The 17,298-nt window shown below is 39.4% G+C and carries 23 protein-coding genes and 1 riboswitch; of the genes, 10 read left to right on the forward strand and 13 right to left on the reverse strand.

Annotated elements, in window-relative coordinates:
- Window positions 1-333: 333 nt before the first annotated feature.
- The 3 genes from ACFX4G_RS20800 to pgaC are packed head-to-tail and all read right to left on the reverse strand — an operon-like array spanning window position 334 to window position 2,872.
- Window positions 334-1,200, reverse strand: a complete 867-nt coding sequence (locus tag ACFX4G_RS20800) for a polysaccharide deacetylase family protein (RefSeq protein ID WP_043978535.1) — start codon at window positions 1,198-1,200, stop codon at window positions 334-336.
- Window positions 1,197-1,658 (reverse strand): poly-beta-1,6-N-acetyl-D-glucosamine biosynthesis protein PgaD, encoded by a 462-nt coding sequence (gene pgaD, locus ACFX4G_RS20805; RefSeq protein WP_377576579.1) that lies wholly within the window; start codon window positions 1,656-1,658, stop codon window positions 1,197-1,199. Before pgaD ends, ACFX4G_RS20800 begins: the two co-directional genes overlap by 4 nt.
- Entirely contained in the window at window positions 1,616-2,872 is a 1,257-nt protein-coding gene (gene pgaC / locus ACFX4G_RS20810) for a poly-beta-1,6-N-acetyl-D-glucosamine synthase (protein ID WP_014458734.1), read from the reverse strand. Before pgaC ends, pgaD begins: the two co-directional genes overlap by 43 nt.
- A 293-nt stretch (window positions 2,873-3,165) precedes the next feature.
- Here pgaC and ACFX4G_RS20815 point away from each other — a divergent pair, with 293 nt between their 5' ends.
- The 5 genes from ACFX4G_RS20815 (at window position 3,166) to ACFX4G_RS20835 (ending at window position 6,386) form a co-directional block, all read left to right on the forward strand.
- Window positions 3,166-3,684, forward strand: a complete 519-nt coding sequence (locus tag ACFX4G_RS20815) for a ferritin (RefSeq protein ID WP_043978529.1) — start codon at window positions 3,166-3,168, stop codon at window positions 3,682-3,684.
- 22 nt (window positions 3,685-3,706) lie between these two features.
- A complete protein-coding gene (locus ACFX4G_RS20820) occupies window positions 3,707-3,907 on the forward strand; it encodes a hypothetical protein (protein WP_377576583.1) in 201 nt (66 codons plus the stop codon).
- Window positions 3,908-4,051: 144 nt separating this feature from the next.
- Window positions 4,052-4,207 carry a hypothetical protein gene (locus ACFX4G_RS20825; RefSeq protein ID WP_014458731.1) on the forward strand — a complete coding sequence of 52 codons (156 nt, stop codon included), beginning with the start codon at window positions 4,052-4,054 and terminating at the stop codon, window positions 4,205-4,207.
- 468 nt (window positions 4,208-4,675) lie between these two features.
- Entirely contained in the window at window positions 4,676-5,401 is a 726-nt protein-coding gene (locus tag ACFX4G_RS20830) for an AbrB/MazE/SpoVT family DNA-binding domain-containing protein (protein WP_097823144.1), read from the forward strand.
- A 250-nt stretch (window positions 5,402-5,651) separates the two neighbouring features.
- Window positions 5,652-6,386, forward strand: coding sequence for a class I SAM-dependent DNA methyltransferase (locus ACFX4G_RS20835; RefSeq protein WP_230184436.1), 735 nt, complete (start codon window positions 5,652-5,654; stop codon window positions 6,384-6,386).
- Window positions 6,387-6,525: 139 nt separating this feature from the next.
- Here ACFX4G_RS20835 and ACFX4G_RS20840 read toward each other — a convergent pair whose 3' ends face one another.
- Together ACFX4G_RS20840 and ACFX4G_RS20845 are read right to left on the reverse strand one after the other, a co-directional pair.
- Complete coding sequence (locus ACFX4G_RS20840) at window positions 6,526-7,404, reverse strand: 5'-methylthioadenosine/S-adenosylhomocysteine nucleosidase (protein WP_043978515.1); 879 nt, start codon at window positions 7,402-7,404, stop codon at window positions 6,526-6,528.
- Between the two features lie 155 nt (window positions 7,405-7,559).
- A riboswitch (purine riboswitch) is annotated at window positions 7,560-7,663 on the reverse strand.
- A gap of 197 nt (window positions 7,664-7,860) precedes the next feature.
- The gene (locus tag ACFX4G_RS20845) at window positions 7,861-8,871 is read right to left on the reverse strand and encodes an aldo/keto reductase (protein WP_043978513.1); all 1,011 of its coding nucleotides are present in this window, start codon (window positions 8,869-8,871) and stop codon (window positions 7,861-7,863) included.
- Between the two features lie 297 nt (window positions 8,872-9,168).
- Between ACFX4G_RS20845 and ACFX4G_RS20850 the strand changes: the two genes are divergently transcribed.
- Window positions 9,169-9,423 (forward strand): hypothetical protein, encoded by a 255-nt coding sequence (locus ACFX4G_RS20850; protein ID WP_230184437.1) that lies wholly within the window; start codon window positions 9,169-9,171, stop codon window positions 9,421-9,423.
- A 124-nt stretch (window positions 9,424-9,547) separates the two neighbouring features.
- Window positions 9,548-10,189, forward strand: coding sequence for an MSMEG_1061 family FMN-dependent PPOX-type flavoprotein (locus ACFX4G_RS20855; protein ID WP_377576587.1), 642 nt, complete (start codon window positions 9,548-9,550; stop codon window positions 10,187-10,189).
- An 11-nt stretch (window positions 10,190-10,200) separates the two neighbouring features.
- On the opposite strand, the gene ACFX4G_RS20860 is transcribed toward ACFX4G_RS20855, so the two are convergent.
- The 6 genes from ACFX4G_RS20860 to ACFX4G_RS20885 all read right to left on the reverse strand — a co-directional run bounded on the left by ACFX4G_RS20860 (window position 10,201) and on the right by ACFX4G_RS20885 (window position 12,715).
- Entirely contained in the window at window positions 10,201-10,368 is a 168-nt protein-coding gene (locus ACFX4G_RS20860; RefSeq protein WP_176521208.1) for a hypothetical protein, read from the reverse strand.
- A complete protein-coding gene (locus ACFX4G_RS20865) occupies window positions 10,352-10,834 on the reverse strand; it encodes a DinB family protein (protein ID WP_097823147.1) in 483 nt (160 codons plus the stop codon). Before ACFX4G_RS20865 ends, ACFX4G_RS20860 begins: the two co-directional genes overlap by 17 nt.
- A 26-nt stretch (window positions 10,835-10,860) precedes the next feature.
- A complete protein-coding gene (locus ACFX4G_RS20870; protein ID WP_016765155.1) occupies window positions 10,861-11,355 on the reverse strand; it encodes a GNAT family N-acetyltransferase in 495 nt (164 codons plus the stop codon).
- A gap of 64 nt (window positions 11,356-11,419) precedes the next feature.
- Window positions 11,420-11,941: a hypothetical protein gene (locus ACFX4G_RS20875; protein ID WP_043978504.1), complete on the reverse strand. Its 522-nt coding sequence runs from the start codon at window positions 11,939-11,941 to the stop codon at window positions 11,420-11,422.
- Between the two features lie 382 nt (window positions 11,942-12,323).
- Window positions 12,324-12,482 (reverse strand): hypothetical protein, encoded by a 159-nt coding sequence (locus ACFX4G_RS20880; protein WP_162213596.1) that lies wholly within the window; start codon window positions 12,480-12,482, stop codon window positions 12,324-12,326.
- 62 nt (window positions 12,483-12,544) lie between these two features.
- Window positions 12,545-12,715, reverse strand: a complete 171-nt coding sequence (locus tag ACFX4G_RS20885) for a hypothetical protein (protein WP_162871439.1) — start codon at window positions 12,713-12,715, stop codon at window positions 12,545-12,547.
- Window positions 12,716-12,899: 184 nt separating this feature from the next.
- Between ACFX4G_RS20885 and ACFX4G_RS20890 the strand changes: the two genes are divergently transcribed.
- Window positions 12,900-13,286, forward strand: coding sequence for a MerR family transcriptional regulator (locus ACFX4G_RS20890; RefSeq protein WP_043978502.1), 387 nt, complete (start codon window positions 12,900-12,902; stop codon window positions 13,284-13,286).
- A 36-nt stretch (window positions 13,287-13,322) separates the two neighbouring features.
- Here the strand turns inward: ACFX4G_RS20890 and ACFX4G_RS20895 are convergent, their stop codons facing one another.
- Window positions 13,323-14,285, reverse strand: a complete 963-nt coding sequence (locus ACFX4G_RS20895) for an aldo/keto reductase (protein WP_377576592.1) — start codon at window positions 14,283-14,285, stop codon at window positions 13,323-13,325.
- 227 nt (window positions 14,286-14,512) lie between these two features.
- Window positions 14,513-15,193, reverse strand: coding sequence for a CPBP family intramembrane glutamic endopeptidase (locus ACFX4G_RS20900; protein WP_377576595.1), 681 nt, complete (start codon window positions 15,191-15,193; stop codon window positions 14,513-14,515).
- Window positions 15,194-15,276: 83 nt separating this feature from the next.
- On the opposite strand from ACFX4G_RS20900, the gene ACFX4G_RS20905 reads away from it, so the two are divergent.
- Together ACFX4G_RS20905 and ACFX4G_RS20910 are read left to right on the forward strand one after the other, a co-directional pair.
- Window positions 15,277-16,020 (forward strand): MerR family transcriptional regulator, encoded by a 744-nt coding sequence (locus ACFX4G_RS20905; protein ID WP_377576598.1) that lies wholly within the window; start codon window positions 15,277-15,279, stop codon window positions 16,018-16,020.
- Complete coding sequence (locus ACFX4G_RS20910; protein ID WP_377576601.1) at window positions 16,017-17,261, forward strand: MFS transporter; 1,245 nt, start codon at window positions 16,017-16,019, stop codon at window positions 17,259-17,261. The genes ACFX4G_RS20905 and ACFX4G_RS20910 overlap by 4 nt, the downstream gene beginning before the upstream one ends.
- The last annotated feature ends 37 nt before the right edge of the window (window positions 17,262-17,298 follow it).

Consider the following 17,298-nt stretch of genomic DNA (forward strand, 5'->3'; position numbering starts at 1 on the left):
TGACGAAATGATAGAGAGGAATCGTGAATAATGAATACAAATTAACCAGTAACGGATAACGAATTAATCTGTCCGATTACCTTACATTATTAAAATAGCAAGCGTAGGATCACTGTTTTCCTCTTTTCACCTTCACAAACTTCTTACAAGAAGTTCGTGAAAAAATTGATAGATTGTTTCGTTTATCCATGTCTTTTATCACAACTTTTCTATGGTACCATTAAAATGATTTTTATAGAAATGAAAGTGTACTTTCTTCACTTAATCGACATACCTTTTGATGGTGAACAAAAAAAGCCCCTGCTTTAGACAGAGGCTTTTTACACTTTCTTCTTACGTGCTCGTACGCGTCAGCCACGGGAGAATAAAGTTTTGAAAGGTTTTGTTGTATACAACAATTCGGTTCAGATAATACGGGTCGTTATCTTTTGTAATAAGATGCGGCGCTAAGATAGCTGCTTGGTGAAAACCAGCACCTTTCACAATCTTAGCTACGTCATCATTTGTATTGCCGTATGGATATGCAAAGTAAACTGGGTCTATTCCTAAATGGTTCTTAATCGTTTCTTTGCTTTTTCGTAAGTCTTCAGCAAACGCGCTGTATTTAGCAGGCGTCAGAAATAAAGGCTTGTCTTCTTCTAAACGGTGCATATCATATGTATGCGAACCGATTGTCGCAAGGCCGCTGTCTTTCATTTCTTTTAGCTGACTCCACGAAGCCATGTTTAAATTTTGAAAATCCGTTGCTCCCACTTGTCCTGCGATTACATATAGCGTAAACGGAATGTTTTCCTTTTTTAAAATAGGAAACGCGTTTTGATAAACAGTACGGTCAATATCATCAAATGAAATCCATACGCAGCGTTTTGGAAACGTGCCTTTTTGCTGATACGCTTCAATATCTTTTGGCGTAACAAACGTAGCGTCAAGTTCCTTCAGCTTTTTTAACTGATGTTCAAAATCATTGCTGTAGACGCTGTACTCTGTCAGTTCGTCAGACTTTGTAACTGAGCTGACAACTCGATTAAACCAATTATGCTTGCGCACGCGATGATAATTTAAGCCTAAGCATCCGTTCGTCCCAAGCGCTGGCTCCACGGTCGTTGTTGCTTCCGCCTTGTCTTCCCAGTTCACTACTTTAAAGAAAATAAAGCCAACTACCGCTGCCGCAATCAAAAGAAAGAATACATATTTCTTCATGCGTGCTTCCTCTCTTCAGTATGTTTTAACGGATTAACATCAAACTCGATGTACTGTGCACGCTGAAGCTCCTGAATTTGATCCTTGGATAAAAGCTCAAGACGCTCTAAATCTTTAATACTCGTATACGCCGGCTCTTTTCGTCGGTTTAAGCTTCCAAATCTCTTTTTGTTGTAGGATCTCCATAGAAACAGAGCCAGGAAAAAGAAGCAAAAAATAGCGAGTCCAATTACTAAAAATGTTCGAATTTCGCCGTTCGTCGTTTTGAATGCAATTTTTAATACCCCGCTGTAACGGTCATTTACGCCGATAACAGCTGAAAGGAAAAACCAAAGAACAATGGCACAATACACCCAAAAAACAGATGAAACAATGATGCTTATTACTAAGCGAGCAAGAGGCTGTTTGGCTTGAATCAAGATTTGCTCTTCGTTAAGCCGCGGTCTGGACTGCTCCATGTAGCATAGCCTCCTTTCACTCTAGATCTAATAGCACGAGGAAATGCGCCCACTACCACAATCGTATTCACAATCCAGTAAAGCGCTGGGTACCATGCAGCCCATACGTAATACCGCTTCACGTTGTCGTATTTCGAATCAATTTTCAGCGCAATAAACAGCTGAATTAAGCTCATAAACACAAGGGAAAATGAAGTAAACGTAAACCAAAACAGCATGTCTTGAGGGCTGCTCGCCGTAACAAGCAGCATGATAGTCACAAACAGCCATGCGAATGACCAAAAGGTACTAATCCACTGCTCTAGGTATACAAGCCAAATTCTGCGCTGCTTCCATTTCAATAACACTTTCCAGTGGCGAAGCATTACCTCTTGCCCGCCTTGAGCCCAGCGTACTCGCTGCTTCCAAATTCCTTTTAAGGTTTCGGGCACAAGCATCCAGCACAATGCCCGCGGTTCATAGCGGATATCCCAAAAGCGCTGCTGCAGCTTCCAGCTCACGGCGATATCTTCCGTAATCATGTCACGATCCCACAGTCCGACGTCCACAAGTGCTTTCTTTCGAAAAGCTACTACTACGCCTGAGACCGTCATTACTTTTCCTAAAATTCGCTGTGTTCGTTTAATAGAACCGATAATAGAAGAATACTCAACTAGCTGAATGCGACTCAGTAGCGTATTACGGTTTCGAATGCGCGGATTTCCGGTGACGGCTCCAAGCCGTTCCCCTTTATGAAGAAAATGATGGATTAGATAATACGGAGCGTTTTGATCTAAAATAGCGTCGGAATCTAAGCAGATTAAAAACTCAGCTTTAGACGCGTGCGCACCTAAATGTAACGCATTGGCTTTCCCTTTATTTTCATAAAGTTGAATCACACGAACTTCAGGATGATTTCTGCTAATTTTCTTTAAAATATCAGCCGTTCCATCCGTACTTCCATCGTTAATAAGGATGATTTCTTTAGACGGATAATCTAACGCCAAAAGGTGCTTGAGCGTTTCTTCAATCGTCTCTTCTTCATTATAGCAAGGTACTAAAAAGCTCACTAACGGCCAGTCAATTGTTGAAAAATCAACTTTAGGATCTCGGTCGCGATAGCGTATGTAAATAAGCGTACCTGCAATCCAAAATAGAGACATAATAAATGGATACCAGAAAACAAAGCTCGCAAGCTTTTCAAATCCAGGTATTAATACGTGTTGCATATTCATTTTTCTGACTCCTTCACACCAATTAAAATTGAACAGAGTGACAATTTTATCACTAAATTGGTTAAATAGAACATAGTAATTTTAACCATCTAAAAAAAGAGTCTTTCAAACCACTTTTATTCCTATATTATACAAACCTTATATGTAAGTAAGAAGCACCAATAAAGGATGGGCAAGTTACCTACTCACAGAAGTGACATATAGTATCACTGTAGATTTCTTTCACCGTAAAAAACGTGATGGTTGCAGGGAGTATACGAAAGAAACCCTTTCCCTAAGGAGGAATAACAAATATGAACGAACAAATTCAAAAGCTGCTCAATAACTTAATTCAACTTGAACACGTCTCTTCGACTTTGTACCTAGCTATGTCTAATTATATGAATCGATTAAACTATAAAGGAATGGGCAGCTGGCTGCGTCTGCAGTCTGAAGAAGAACGCACTCATATGCTAAAACTTATTGACTACTTAGTTGACCGCGGCGGAACGGTAGAATTAAGCTCTTTGCCTGCTCAGCCAAGTGAGTTTGGGTCACCGTTAGAAACGTTTCAAAAAGTATTGGAGCATGAGAAGTTCGTCACGAATTCTTATCGTCAAGCGTTCCAATTTATCAGCCAAGCGAATGACCCTCAAACGTTAGTCATCGTGCAGGACTTTTTACGAGAACAAGTCGACGAAGAAGCTCAAGCTCAAACGATTGTAGACCGTCTAAAAATCGCCCAAAATAACCCTGCAGCTATTTTTATACTCGATCAAGAACTAGGACAGCGGAAAGCTGCACCAGCGGGTGGAGCAGCTGCGCAAGGTTAAAAGCGCAGAAGAGTGTAGCACAATGTGCAGAACCAATAACACGACGCCCGTTTCCGTTTTTCGAGTTGGTATTCACCACGGCTATTATGGCTATCCGCCTAATGTGTATAACGCCATTCAAAGGCTTATGAATCAATATATGCATCAGCTTCACTATCATCGACCTCAATATGTTCACGTCTACTACGTGCACCCTTCTCTTATTCACTACTACCTTCACTAAGTTAAGGAGAATAAGAACCTTGCTTCTTGAAGAAATTCACCGTTTCTCCACCCTAATTCAGGAATTCCAATCAAAAATATGGATATTTATGCTAATATAGGTTTTGTTAATCAAATAAAGAAACAATTATTAGCGGGGTGTCATATGGATAATCAATACGTTGTAGGATGGGGAACGCTGGCTTTAATTAATGCCGGATTAGCGCAAGGTAAAAATCGAACGGGTCTGAACTGGTTCTTATTATCTCTTGCTTTAGGACCGCTTGCTACCTTCATCTTACTGCTGGTTGAAAAACGATAAAAATTGGTTCAAAGCTCATTTTTTTGAGCTTTTTTCTTTATCCTTCGACTATACCTGCTCTTCAAAACAAGTAAAAAAAGCTCCGCTTGAAATTTTTTTCTCGACTTAATATGCATAAATCTATTCATCATTCAGCGTAAATCCGGCTGCATTTTGTTAATAAAAAACCTACTCTTTAGAAAAGGAAGGAAGCTCCTTTTTAAACCTTTGTTTCTGACAATAAAATCAAAAGAAAGAAAAACGCTTTTATTCTATGCTTTTCTAATTAACAGATTAACTGTTTTCTTCAGATGATTACCTTTTACATGGGACAGCTGTGCATCTACTGAATGAGGCCAAACTTCCTGTATTTCTCAATCTGTAGGATGAATAAATACTCATTTGCTTCATTTGACAAAGAAATAAATGCTGTGTAATTTAAGTAACATACCCCATCTAAAATGTTTTTAGAAAGGATTAAATAGCAAGATGCGTACAAAAAAAGAAGAGTGTATAATTGACGAAATGGGAAGAGTATCCCTTCCTTCTTTGTTTATGCAACTAACAAAACTCGAGACAAACGACAAAGTTTTTTTGCGGAGCTGTGATGATTGGATTATTATCGATCATCATGATGAAAATGTCCCGGTTCCTTCTCATATCTTCATTCGAACAATTGACCATATGGGTAGAATAGTCATCCCAAAATCCCTGCGAGATGACTATGAACTTAAGCCCTTTGATTATGTAGAACTATACGTGGTAGAACAGCAAATTGTTATGAAAAAAAGAGACGAAAAATCGATAGCGCTTTCACAAAAACCTGCAGTGGCTCCTCCTTATTATGCAACATTAACCGGCCGGCAGATTCAGCTCACTTCTGAACTTTTAACGTCCGTGGAATTGGATGCAAACATGGAGGTTCAATTTTTTATTAACAAAGAAAATAACATTGTGATTCAAAAATATGAAATGAGTTTTGGGAAGAAAACGACTTTAACATTTACGGCTCAATCTCGAAAAATTGATGACCGTTTTCGACTTACTATTCCTAAAAAGCTGCGAGATGATTTCTCCATCCACTCAGGTACGATGTTAAAAATCAAGACAGGTAATAAGCAGCTCATTTTAGAAAAAGTGGAGAGTGAAAAAGAGATTAGCAGCGTATTATCTCAGCAAATAGACGCAGCAATTGTTGAAAAATCACCGAAATAAGAACGACGCCAAAAACAAATGGTTTCCTACGGCTTCAAAGCAAAAGCTAAGAGTTACGCATAGACTGACCCTTTCTATACTCCACTCTTAGCTTTTAGACTTATCTTCTGTAAACGTGTACAAGCCGGTTACTCCACATAATAGCACTACTTCCAAAATAAAAAACTATTTCCATATCTATCAAAATATTTGTAAATAATTTCAATATATGTGTATAATGAGGTACTTTGCATAGAGGAGGCTGATTTAGTTGAAGATCTCAACAGGAGCTGAATTTTACGATAATGACGAGACGTTTTTGGCCTATACAAAACGCCGGCAGCAAAAAGAAAATGCCAACGATACGATTGAAAAACCGGCCATTTTACAGCTTCTAGGTGATGTTACAGATGCAAACGTTTTAGATTTAGGGTGCGGAAACGCTGGATTTGGTGCGGAGCTTCTTGAACAGGGATGTTTCTCTTATACCGGAGTAGACGGCTCTATCAATATGATAAACGCGGCTCAGCAACAGCTTTTAAACTATCCAAATGCAAGAGTGCTCCATGAATCGATGGAGCATTATACTCCACCACGCACCGAATACGATTTGGTTACTGCAAGACTGTCTCTCCACTACATGGAAGACTTATCCTCCATTTTCGCTAAAGTGAATCAAGCACTCAAACCTGAAGGAAGATTTATTTTTTCTGTGGAACATCCAGTCATTACTTCCACTTTGCAGCCTTCTGCTCTGCGCACAAACTGGACCGTGGATAACTACTTCTCAATGGGATTCCGTCAGCAGCACTGGATGGGCGGATACGTTCAAAAGTATCATCGCACGCTTGAAGAGTACTTTTCTTTGATGCAGCAAAGCGGATTCACCGTTACAAATTTAAAAGAAGCATGTCCTCAAAAAGAACATTTCGACAGCGCTGAAACTTACGAGCGTCGAATGCGTATTCCTTTGTTTTTACTGATGAGCGGCGTGAAGAATAGATAAACTAAAAATACTAAGAAAGATCTTAACTAGTCTTTCTATAGGTAGAATCCATGCGTAGTCATTTTCAATTATTTGACCAAAAAAGCATCAAACCCTTTGTTAAGGAAACAAAGGGTCTGATGCTTTTTTAAAGAAAGATTTACTTAGCGTTTGTGCTAATATAATGTTTAATTACTTCATAAACATAGTCTTGGCAAGCTGCTGCTGTGTTTGGATTATATTTTCCACCGTTTACTTTGTTGTTAGATAGTACTCTAATACCTAAGAATGGAACGTCATAGCTTCCTGCAATTTGTGCTGCCGCTGCGCCTTCCATTTCTTCTACAGACGTCCCGTACTTAGTATGGAACCACTTAATTCGATCCACTTCGTTATTCCACGTGTCCGCTGATCCTATCGTTCCTTCTACCACTTTTCCTTTTTTATATGTATCTTTTACTGCATTTGCAGCCGCCAGTAACTTCTTATCTCCTTCATAATAGCGAGCTTTTTCAGCATCAGGATCTTCACCAGCGCTTCCTTCAGAAGCCATTAAATCCATCGGCTTCCACGCAGCAGGATCCATTCCTTCGCCTTCTTTTTTATCGCCTGTTTTTAAGGAGCCTATATTCGTTGTTCTCTTTCCTAATACAATATCAAACACGTTCAGATTTTCATCATGTCCGCCTGATGTTCCTTGATTGATAATTGCTCTAGGATGGTATTTTTCTATAGCTATCGCTGTAGCAGCTGCCGTGTTTTCCATTCCTTTTCCCGTTTTAACTACAATAACCGGATAATTATCGACACTTCCTTTGTAAAAAACAAAATTCCCCGACTTTTCTTCTTTGACATTTTCTAATTTTTTAGCGAATTTCTGCGCTTCTATCGGCATCGGCCCTTGAACAATAATAGGCTTCTGCTTCTGTTTATCTCCGGCTTCCTTTTTTGAAGCTGCGTTACACCCGGCAAGTACAGATAATAATAAAATCATACCAATAGTAAGTAAAGCCCCTGTTTTTAGCATCTTGTTCTTCATAGATTGTTACTTTCACTCCATTTCGTTTTGTTGTTTCATATACTCGATGATTGGACAAAAGAAAAAACCTATAACACTTTTGATTTTCTAAGCTTTTTAGAGTCAAAGTATAAGAAGTTAAGCACGGAATAACATGTATGTATTGATAAACCGAACGTTTTTACACTTTAACTCGTAGTCCAGTTCTTTGAATGGGAACCAGGTAGAGACACTCAGACCATATTTCCAAGCATATACGAGTAATATTTTTCACTTTCTAAATGTATCAAACACAAAATGGTTATTCAATACATAGACGAATATTTTAATTAAAAAATTGTTTAAACATTCGTTTTTATGATTGAAACCTGCTGAATCTTTTGTTAATTTCTATCTCAATACAAAAAAAGTGTCTCAAAACCGAAACTTCGAGACACTTTTTATACTTACTGAAAACCTATATTTATCTTTCCACCTTCACTTCACGTTAATTGGCAGCGGTGCATGAGGAGCTACAAGCTTCTGTTCACGCATTTCTTCCCAGAAGGCTGCCGGAATTACTGTGTTTAATGCTGCTTTATCTTCAGCAATACGCTCAGGACGACTAGCACCAGGAATAACAGCGGCAACCGCTGGATTAGCCAGTGAAAATTGGACAGCAGCAGCCTTAATGCTGATCTGATGACGATCTGCAATAGCTTTAATTTTTTCTACTTTTGCCATAATGTCTGAAGATGCTTTTTGATATTCAAAGTGCGTACCTCCAGCAAGAACGCCTGAGCTGTATGGTCCGCCGACAACAATGTCCATATTATGCTTTACGGCTTCTGGCATTACTCGCTGCAGCGCACGCTCATGATCTAATAACGTGTAACGGCCAGCTAGCAACGACACATCCGGCTTTGCTTCTTCCAGCTCCAGCATGATTTCAATTGGCTCTACTCGGTTTACTCCAAGTCCCCATCCTTTAATAACTCCTTCTTCACGCAAACGTGTAAGCACACGAAATGCGCCCGTTCGAGCAGACTCAAATTGTCCTACCCACTCATCTCCATAAAAATCTTGCGCAACATCATGAATATACACAAAGTCTAAGCGATCTGTTTTTAAACGATTTAAGCTTTGCTCGATCGAACGAAGAGTGGCATCTGCGCTGTAGTCATTGATAATTTTATTTTTACGGCCAAATTCAAAAAGCCCGCCTTTTTCTCCCATATCACGTGAAGATGTGTCTTCTAGTTCATCTGAAATAACGCGACCTACTTTCGTACTTAGCACATACTCATCGCGATTTCTTTTTGATAGTGCTTCACCAAGGCGTATCTCGGCTAAGCCAGCTCCGTAAAGAGGAGCTGCATCAAAGTAACGGATGCCGCTTTCCCAAGCTGCATCGACCGTCGCAATGGCCTCTTCTTCTGGAATATTACGATACATATTGCCCAGAGGTGCCGTTCCAAAACCTAGTTTTCCTTGTAGTATCTCTCTCATATTCATAAAACCTCCTGAAATTTTTATAATTCTATTTTAGAAATTGATTAGTATGAAGGTAAACTCAACGACTGATCTATTCATTAAATGTCATATTATCTCCTGACAAAATTTATTATGAAGCATATACACAATAAAAAAAAGTACGCACTTCAAAGTAATATGGGAACTAAAAAGTAACCTACTAAGGAGTAAATGAGCTTTTCAGACTCTCCTTTTATTTATGTACTTTCTACTTCTTACTCATGCAAACAAACATTTTGCATACAATAAGCAGAAAGCTACTTTATAAATGAGGTGAGATTCTTGAGAGATGAATACTTCAAAAAAATTGAAGATAAGCTCGATAAGCTTGATGAAATGGACGATTCCACAATGAAAGAAGAACAAAAAGATGAATATTTTCAAAGTCTGCTAGATGATATGGATGATTTGTTGAAAGACATGCGCCAGCGAGAAAAAGACTCGAATCATCTCGTCAGCGAACATATGAAGACGGTTAATGACATATTTGATAACGCAATCAAAAATTTAAAAAAAGACCGAAGCTAGCGTTATAGCACTTCTACTCCATTTTAATATACTGATTTTTCTGTTTTTTAAATATAAAAATATAGTATTTCACATGTAAAAATGGTATTTTCAGTATACGCAAAAAGTAGGAGTGAAAAAAGGAATGGAAAACAGTCATTTTAAAGAACAAGTAAAAACGAAGGAAGAGCTTCGCCATATAGTCGGCGCGCCTAACAAATTGGCGCATCAAAAAATAATTTCTTATTTAGATCGACACTGCCGGGAATTTATTAAACATTCTCCTTTTGTTATCATCGCTACAGCTGATTATAAAGGAATTTGCGACAGTTCTCCGCGGGGGGATCACCCTGGTTTTGTACAAGTCGTCGATGAGAAAAGGCTATTGATTCCAGAGAGGCGCGGCAATCAAAAAGTAGATTCATTGGAAAATATTTTATCTAATCCTCAAATAGGGCTGCTTTTTTTGATTCCAAGCATAGAAGAAACACTGCGGATTAACGGCAAAGCTTGCATTGTAAAAGAAAAAGCGCTGCTTGAAACAATGGCGGTTCACAATAAAACTCCGCTGCTCGCTATCGGCGTCGAAGTACAAGAATGCTTTCTCCACTGCAGCAAAGCATTCAAGCGATCAAAGCTGTGGAATCCAGCATCTTGGGAAAGAGTCGAAACGCTTCCTTCCGCAGCTAAAATAGTCGCAGAACACGCAGGCTTTTCTACCCTAGAAAGCCGCAACAATCCCGAAGAAAGCAAAACTCAGCACCTCTATGAAAAAAAGCCGCTATAATGCGGCTTTTGTCATTTTACCATCAGAAACAGTATACTTCCGGCAATGATCAGAATTGGTAACAAAGCAAGAAGCACCCCTTTTTTCGAACTTCCTATGTATTCATGATCACCATAGGCGCGGCCTGCTCTAAAATCTGCTTTCACCTGAGATTCTTCTTTTTTATGTTCTTTTTTCATCCTCTTTGCCTCCTAGCGGCATTTGAGCGTCAATTTGCTTAATATGATGCTTTAAATGAGCAATATAATCTTTAGCCAACCACTGCAGCGAAACGAACTTTCCATCTTTTAATTCGAATTGATACATATGCTTTTCTGTTGGTATATGCAAAAGAACGGAAGCAATTTGCTTATTTAAACTGCGCCATAGGGCAACTATTTCTTCCATGGGCATATCTTGATAGTGCTGCAGTTCTACCCATTCATCTTGTTTGTAAGGCGTCAGGACCAAAGGTGTTTTTTCATGCTGCACGTTGATAAAACGCTGCAAATTGTGAAGGGCTGAGTCACATAAGTGCCCCACAATTTCTTTCGGGGACCACTTCTTAGGAGCAGGACGGTTTGACGCCGCTGCTTCAGAGAATACTTCAAGCTTTTTAGGAAACTTTATCATCCATTCATTTAACTCAATAACCGTCGATTTCACGTTCATTTCCCCTTTAAACATGTTTTTTAAAAAACCTTCCCCATATAATATTCATCGACTGATTTTCCATCTACAACGAGCGAACATATTTTTTTTCCTTCTATTTTAAAACCCATCTTTTTATACAGCGAAATGGCCGTTTCATTGTGGGTCATAACGGTTAGCTCTACTCGTTTGATGCCGATACGCGCCGCCCAGTTCTCCATTTCTTCAAACAATGAAGTACCAATGCCCTGGTTTCCATAGGAACGCAGTACGCCAACAGCTAAGTATGCGCTGTGTTTTTTTCGATTAACGCTTCCGCCAATCACAGATAAATGTCCGACAAGCTGTCCGTCTTGTTCCGCCACTAAAATGGTCGAGTTCGGCATCTTTAAAAAAGTTGTAATCATTTTTTTCTGCTGTTCGAGTGTAATCGCACGCTCATTTTCCTCGTACAGCATATATGCTGTTTCTCGATCAAGCTCTTTATTTAACGCTAAAAAAGCGGCTGCATCGGAAGCTAAAATTTCTCGAATCACGTTTACCCCTGCTTTCGTGAATAGTAGTTAACTAGAAAAAAACGCTAAAAAACGGATGATATCCTTACACACGTGCCGAACGTTTTCCAAGAAACGCCGTGAAGATAAAACATACACTAAAAGCGACGGCTGAAACGAAAAAGCCAAGCATCCACCCTAAAGCTCGCATAAACGTATCTTCATTGGGATACAGGGGCTTAACGCTTACCCACTGGATCACCATAATTAATGCCAATATTAAATAAAAGCTGCTTCCCGTTAAAGCCATTTTAAGACGGTTTTTAAATGATCCTGTCCACGCTGTACTAAAGGCGCTCCACGTGAAAATACTTACAATCGTCGCTAAAAACATAAGAACAAGATGCAAATAAGGGATATTAGTAAAGATAGGAAGGAAGAGTAAACATATCGTAGTCCCAAAATATAAAGCATTAATGCCAAACAAATAGCCTCCGCTTAGCCAATGGTTTTGAAACCACTTTTTCTTGCTGAGACGTTCTACCATTCCGCTGGGCACCCACAGCGTACGCGAAAAAATAATCATCGCCAGCACAAGTACAGTGCCGGCTAAAAAGAATATGAACACCTTTTTATCAGCCTTTCTATCCAAAATAAATATGGTTAATTATACTATTAATAACAAAATTAAACTATTGTTTTCTTTACTAATAAAGAGACTTAGACATAACAAAATTACTCCAACCTAAAGACGAACAAATGGGATAAATAAGCTGGACTGCTGGTTACACCGCTGTTAATTTCCATGCAAGGCTTCGATTTCCGCGGGCGGCAGGAGTCTTCGCCCTGTCCTCCAATCAACAGCTAGAAACTACTATATACATGACACCTACGTTCACCATACTAATAAAAAAACCGAACGAAGTTGATTCTGCATTAAGAATCTCAATTCATCATTCGGATCTTCTTTCAACGAAAATACTTTTGTCACAGCTTTTTTTTACGCCTATTTACATTCTTCCTCCGGTAAACGGATTGATTTCCCCTGTTAAATCACGTCCTGCTTTCTTTTCTTCGTGTGCGATGCGCTTGCCAATCGCAATTTTATTCCAAATTAGTGGCACCCAAATACACGCTCCGAACAAAATCATCCAAAAAAGTTCTCCCATTTTTTCCACCCTTTCATTTTCTGCTTTTATTTTGAAGACAATAAGAAACGCGTATACGCTTTTTACTCTTTGTTTGAATCACTCATATCATATGAAAAGAAATAAACTAGGATTGATAAAGCCATTCCATACACGGTCCAAGCCGCTAGTAAAATGGCGTACTGATGATTGATAAAAAAGACTCCGCTTGAAATCAGCAGCAGGATAAAACTAATCCATTTTACTTTTTTCATTACTCTATCCCCTTTACTTAACCTTTTACAGTAAGTTTCTTATTGTCTACTTGTTATTACGGACAAACTGTATAAAAGTTCCATATTTTTAAAAAAACGAAAAAGAATTTGATAAAACGTTCAACTATCGATTATCATATACCTTAAAGTAAGCTTTACGATTCATAAGTGGGAGTGAACAATCTTGTCTTATAGCATGAAAGAAATGAATGAAAAAACCGGGCTTTCCGCACCGACTTTACGCTACTATGAAAAAGAAGGGATCCTTCCTTTTGTAGAGCGTGATGAACATGGAAAACGCCTCTATAATGATACGAATATTGAATGGATCCGTTTTATCTTAGCTCTGCGCTCAACGGGCATGCCTCTTGCAGAAATCAAGCGCTATGTAGAGCTCTATGAACAAGGCGAAAGCACAATTAAAGAACGAAAAAACATGATGCTTCAGCACAAAGAAGCGGTCGAAGAAGAAATGGCCAAAACTTTTAAATACCTTGAACAAATCAACTATAAGCTCGCTTTGTACGACTCACTAGAAGCAAAATTAACGCAAAAAGAAATTAAAATTTAAACACAAAAGTCCGCAGGTGCACCTGCGGACTTTTTATTAATGCAGTGAATTCACGGCATTCAACAGCTCTTCTGACCATGTCCAATCGCTGATTTCAACAGCATCTGTTACGTGATGCAATTTACTAGCTCCGATAATGCTTGATGTTACAGCGGGCTGATTCAATACCCATGAAAGAGCAAACTGAGACAAGCTTACTTCATTTTTTTCTGCTAACTTGCGATACTGCTCCACCAGCTGAAAGTTTTGGTCTGTAAAGTAGTTTCGCAGCAGCTTTTCGCCATGCGCAGCGCGACTTTCTGGCGGCACGTCATTTGGTGTTTTATATTTGCCTGAAAGCATGCCGCGCGCTAACGGACTGTATACCATGACGCCTACACCTTCAGATTGACTAAACAGCAGCAGCTCTTGTTCAATTTCACGAGAGAGAAGATTATACTGAGGCTGAACGGAAATAAATTTTTCAAGATTCATTTTGTCACTAATATGATGAGACTTTGCGATTTGCCACGCGGCATAATTGGAGCAGCCAATATAACGAACTTTGCCTTGACGAACTAAATCATCTAGCGTGCGAAGCGTTTCTTCCATAGGTGTATTCGGATCAAAAAGATGAACTTGATAAAGATCAATGTAGTCTGTCTGCAGTCGTCGCAGCTGATTATCCACTTCTCTCATAATATGTGTGCGTGAAAGGCCTTTATCATTTTGGCCTTTTCCTACGGCAATGCCGACTTTTGTTGCGAGCACAACATCATCTCGTTTTCCTTTCAACGCGCGCCCAATAATTTCTTCAGATTCCCCTGTGCCATATCTAAACTCTTCATCCTGCCCTTTTCCGTAATAGTTGGCTGTGTCAATGAAGTTAATTCCGTTTTCAATGGCGCTATGTAAAATAGCTGCCGACGCTTTTTCGTCAATCCATCGTCCAAACGCCATGGTACCTAGACATAAATTTGATACTTCCAGACCTGTTGTTCCAAGCTTTCGATATTGCATCGATACCCTCTCCTTTGTATGGCTGTCTTTACTCTCTCTTATCATACACCTTAACGTCCACTTTAAGACAAGCCTTAAGCGTGCGTGCATATACAAAAAACGGCTAGGAACAGGCAGTGCTTCTAGCCGTTTCTGGGTTCATTTCCCACTTATTTTTTTGCAATTCGCTTCTTCAGTAGACATAATATGGTAAGATAAATCATAGCTTACTCCTTATCGAAACTACATTAGGCTGCCGCTGTTAAAATAACGGCGATTCCATTAAAACAAGCATGAATGATCATACTTGGAAGCAGCGACTTTGTTTTTTCGTACACCCATGCAAACACGAGACCTGATAAAAAGTTAACGGGCAAGGTATTGTACGTTGGAATATGCACCAGCATAAAGATAAACGAACTTCCCACTAATCCAACGACAATCCCTCCTTTACGTTTCAGCCACGTATAAAAAAATCCTCGGTAGATAATCTCTTCATAAAAAGGTGAGATCACAGCGGCTGAAACAAAGGCAAGTATAAATGAAAACAGCGACAGGTCTTGCTGTAAACTGTCTGTTTTTTTATTTTCATACGTCATACCAAACCATTCCATTAGCACAACAATTGCCACACTTCCTAAGATCAGCACAAAAAGCCAAAAAAGAATGCGCGGCCAGTGCCGTTTTGAAAACCATTGAAAACCAATTTTTCTATCACCAGCCTGAACCATCAGCTCTGTATGGGCTGATAAAAACACAGCTGCCATAACAAACCCAGTAGCTGTTCCAGCATAAAGGTCATTTTTAAACAGGGAATGTAAAGCATCCTGCAATATGCCTTCAATTAAGATAGGCACCCCAATAAACGTGACGACCAGCATAATTACGAATGATTTTATTGTCCATAATCCTTGATTTTTTTGTTTCAATTTACTTCGCCTCCCTTTTACATATATTCAGTATAAAAGGTGACGTAACGTTACCTGCAAGCATTTTTTTGGAGGGATTAAAAATGATTTATTTTTCTACTGGGCAAGCCGCTAAAAAATTAGGCCTCACGGTGCGTACACTTCGTTACTACGATCAAATTGGCTTGCTTCATCCATCGTCAAAATCAGAAAATGGAAAACGCTCCTACTCAGAAACGGATTTATTCACACTAGAGAAAATTACTTTGTTAAAAAACTTAGCCGTTCCTTTGCGAGATATTGAACTTATTCTTCATCAAGTGAGTATTGATGAAATTCTAGCGATTCACCAGCAAAAACTTCAGCAAAAAACTTCAGAAATTCAACGAGCTTTAGAACATACTCATACTCTTCGCAACAGTATAAAAATAGAAGGTGAATTAAACTGGAAGCAGCTCCTTCCTTTAGTTCAAAATCAGTCTACTACTAAAAGCAGCTGGACTGATCTGCTTTCGGTTTCAATAGAAGAAAGTGAGATTCTGCAGCATGATTTGCCTAAAATGGAGAATGCGAGTGCCGATAAATGGATTAACATGATAAAACGAGTTCAGCTTTGCTTAAAGCATCAGCGTGCACCTCAATCTGAAGATGGACAGCTAATTGCAGCTGATATACTGCTTTTATCCAGTGAGCTATTTGGCCCTCACACGGCTTTAGAAAAAGCCTTTTGGGATGTTCGCAAATCTCCTGAGGCATCAAGTTCACTTAATCTCTACCCTATTGACAGCGAAGTCCTTCAATTTATTGAAGATGCGATTATTTTTTACGAACAACACATAAAGGAATGAAGGTATTGAAAAGAGAAAAGCTGTTTGCTAATTCTTCTTATAAAAAATTATTTATTTCAAGCACTGCGGCAAGCTTCGGAGATTTATTTGATATGTTTGCGGTGATGACGCTTTTTACATACGTGTGGCACGCAAATTCCCTCTGGATTACGCTTATTCCTGTCGCGTACGCTTTACCTAGCATCCTGCTAAGTCAAGCAGCAGGAAATTTAGCGGACCGCTATGATAAAGTACAGCTGATGTTTCTGTCTGAACTAGTCCGTCTTCTGTTCACATGTCTGTTATTTTTCACAAATGAACCGTTTTTGGCACTTGGGGTGCTGACGCTGCGCTCTATGGGTTCTGTTATGAAAGTGCCCGCACAGCTGGCTTGTGTTCGAGAAGTGGTCAAAGAAGATCAGCTGCTGCAGGCCTCTACTTTACAAAACATTATGTTTCAAATTGCCAAAGTTGTGGGGCCGTTTCTCGGAGCCGCCGCGCTGACGATTGCAACGCCAAAAGCATGCATTTTAGTTAATGCCGCAGCTTGTATGATTTCTATTGGCGTGCTGTTTTCACTTAAAAAAGCAGGTAAAAACATTCAAGGGAAAGCTGCTCGTTCTTCCCATCAAGCGAAAGAAACGTACTCAAACGGCTGGAAAATCGTTTTTCAGCACTCACTCCTTTTACGCGTCGTTATTTTGTTTCACCTTTCGTATTTTGTAGTGATGCTTGTTGACGCTCAAATTAGCATCTTTCTACGAGATGTGCTGCCTCACCATCCGGAAATGCTCGGCTGGCTGCTTTCTGGAATCGGACTGGGGGCGCTAGCAACAGGAGTGTATCTTAATAGAAAAAAACAAGTTCACCATCCATTTAGACTGTTATCACTTGGACTGCTTCTATTTGGAGGGGCTTTATTTTTCATTAGCTGCTTTAATCCAGCCGTTATGTCACCCTATTTCATTTTGATTGCTGCACCTATTGGAGGAGCTGGAGTTGGGCTTAATTTACTGCTGTTTAACTATATCGTTCAAACACACAGCGACAAGGAACACCTCGGAAAAGTGTACGGATTTATCAACACCTTAACGAGTGCCGTTTTACTTACTGCTCCTCTTCTTGGAGGCATGGTCGTAAAGCTTGCAGGTGCTCAGACGACTTTTTTAACGGCGGCAATCATCATCGTAAGCGTTGGATTTGTGAGTATGCTGATGCCTCTGCGTGATAAACGGGAAAGAAACGTTCAGATTGACGCATAAAAACAGCTTGAGGTTATACCTCAAGCTGTTTTTATAG

This window comes from Priestia sp. YIM B13486, assembly GCF_042787865.1.
GTDB classification, from domain to species: domain Bacteria; phylum Bacillota; class Bacilli; order Bacillales; family Bacillaceae_H; genus Priestia; species Priestia megaterium.

Coding starts and splice junctions, on each gene's coding strand:
- ACFX4G_RS20880 (WP_162213596.1), bottom strand. CDS start 12,482: ATGGGAGAACTTTTTTGGATGATTTTGTTCGGAGCGTGTATTTGGGTG.
- ACFX4G_RS20905 (WP_377576598.1), top strand. CDS start 15,277: ATGATTTATTTTTCTACTGGGCAAGCCGCTAAAAAATTAGGCCTCACG.
- ACFX4G_RS20825 (WP_014458731.1), top strand. CDS start 4,052: ATGGATAATCAATACGTTGTAGGATGGGGAACGCTGGCTTTAATTAAT.
- ACFX4G_RS20860 (WP_176521208.1), bottom strand. CDS start 10,368: ATGAAAAAAGAACATAAAAAAGAAGAATCTCAGGTGAAAGCAGATTTT.
- ACFX4G_RS20895 (WP_377576592.1), bottom strand. CDS start 14,285: ATGCAATATCGAAAGCTTGGAACAACAGGTCTGGAAGTATCAAATTTA.
- ACFX4G_RS20910 (WP_377576601.1), top strand. CDS start 16,017: ATGAAGGTATTGAAAAGAGAAAAGCTGTTTGCTAATTCTTCTTATAAA.
- ACFX4G_RS20845 (WP_043978513.1), bottom strand. CDS start 8,871: ATGAGAGAGATACTACAAGGAAAACTAGGTTTTGGAACGGCACCTCTG.
- ACFX4G_RS20815 (WP_043978529.1), top strand. CDS start 3,166: ATGAACGAACAAATTCAAAAGCTGCTCAATAACTTAATTCAACTTGAA.
- ACFX4G_RS20800 (WP_043978535.1), bottom strand. CDS start 1,200: ATGAAGAAATATGTATTCTTTCTTTTGATTGCGGCAGCGGTAGTTGGC.
- pgaC (WP_014458734.1), bottom strand. CDS start 2,872: ATGAATATGCAACACGTATTAATACCTGGATTTGAAAAGCTTGCGAGC.
- ACFX4G_RS20820 (WP_377576583.1), top strand. CDS start 3,707: ATGTGCAGAACCAATAACACGACGCCCGTTTCCGTTTTTCGAGTTGGT.
- ACFX4G_RS20830 (WP_097823144.1), top strand. CDS start 4,676: ATGCGTACAAAAAAAGAAGAGTGTATAATTGACGAAATGGGAAGAGTA.
- ACFX4G_RS20855 (WP_377576587.1), top strand. CDS start 9,548: ATGGAAAACAGTCATTTTAAAGAACAAGTAAAAACGAAGGAAGAGCTT.
- ACFX4G_RS20840 (WP_043978515.1), bottom strand. CDS start 7,404: ATGAAGAACAAGATGCTAAAAACAGGGGCTTTACTTACTATTGGTATG.
- ACFX4G_RS20885 (WP_162871439.1), bottom strand. CDS start 12,715: ATGAAAAAAGTAAAATGGATTAGTTTTATCCTGCTGCTGATTTCAAGC.
- pgaD (WP_377576579.1), bottom strand. CDS start 1,658: ATGGAGCAGTCCAGACCGCGGCTTAACGAAGAGCAAATCTTGATTCAA.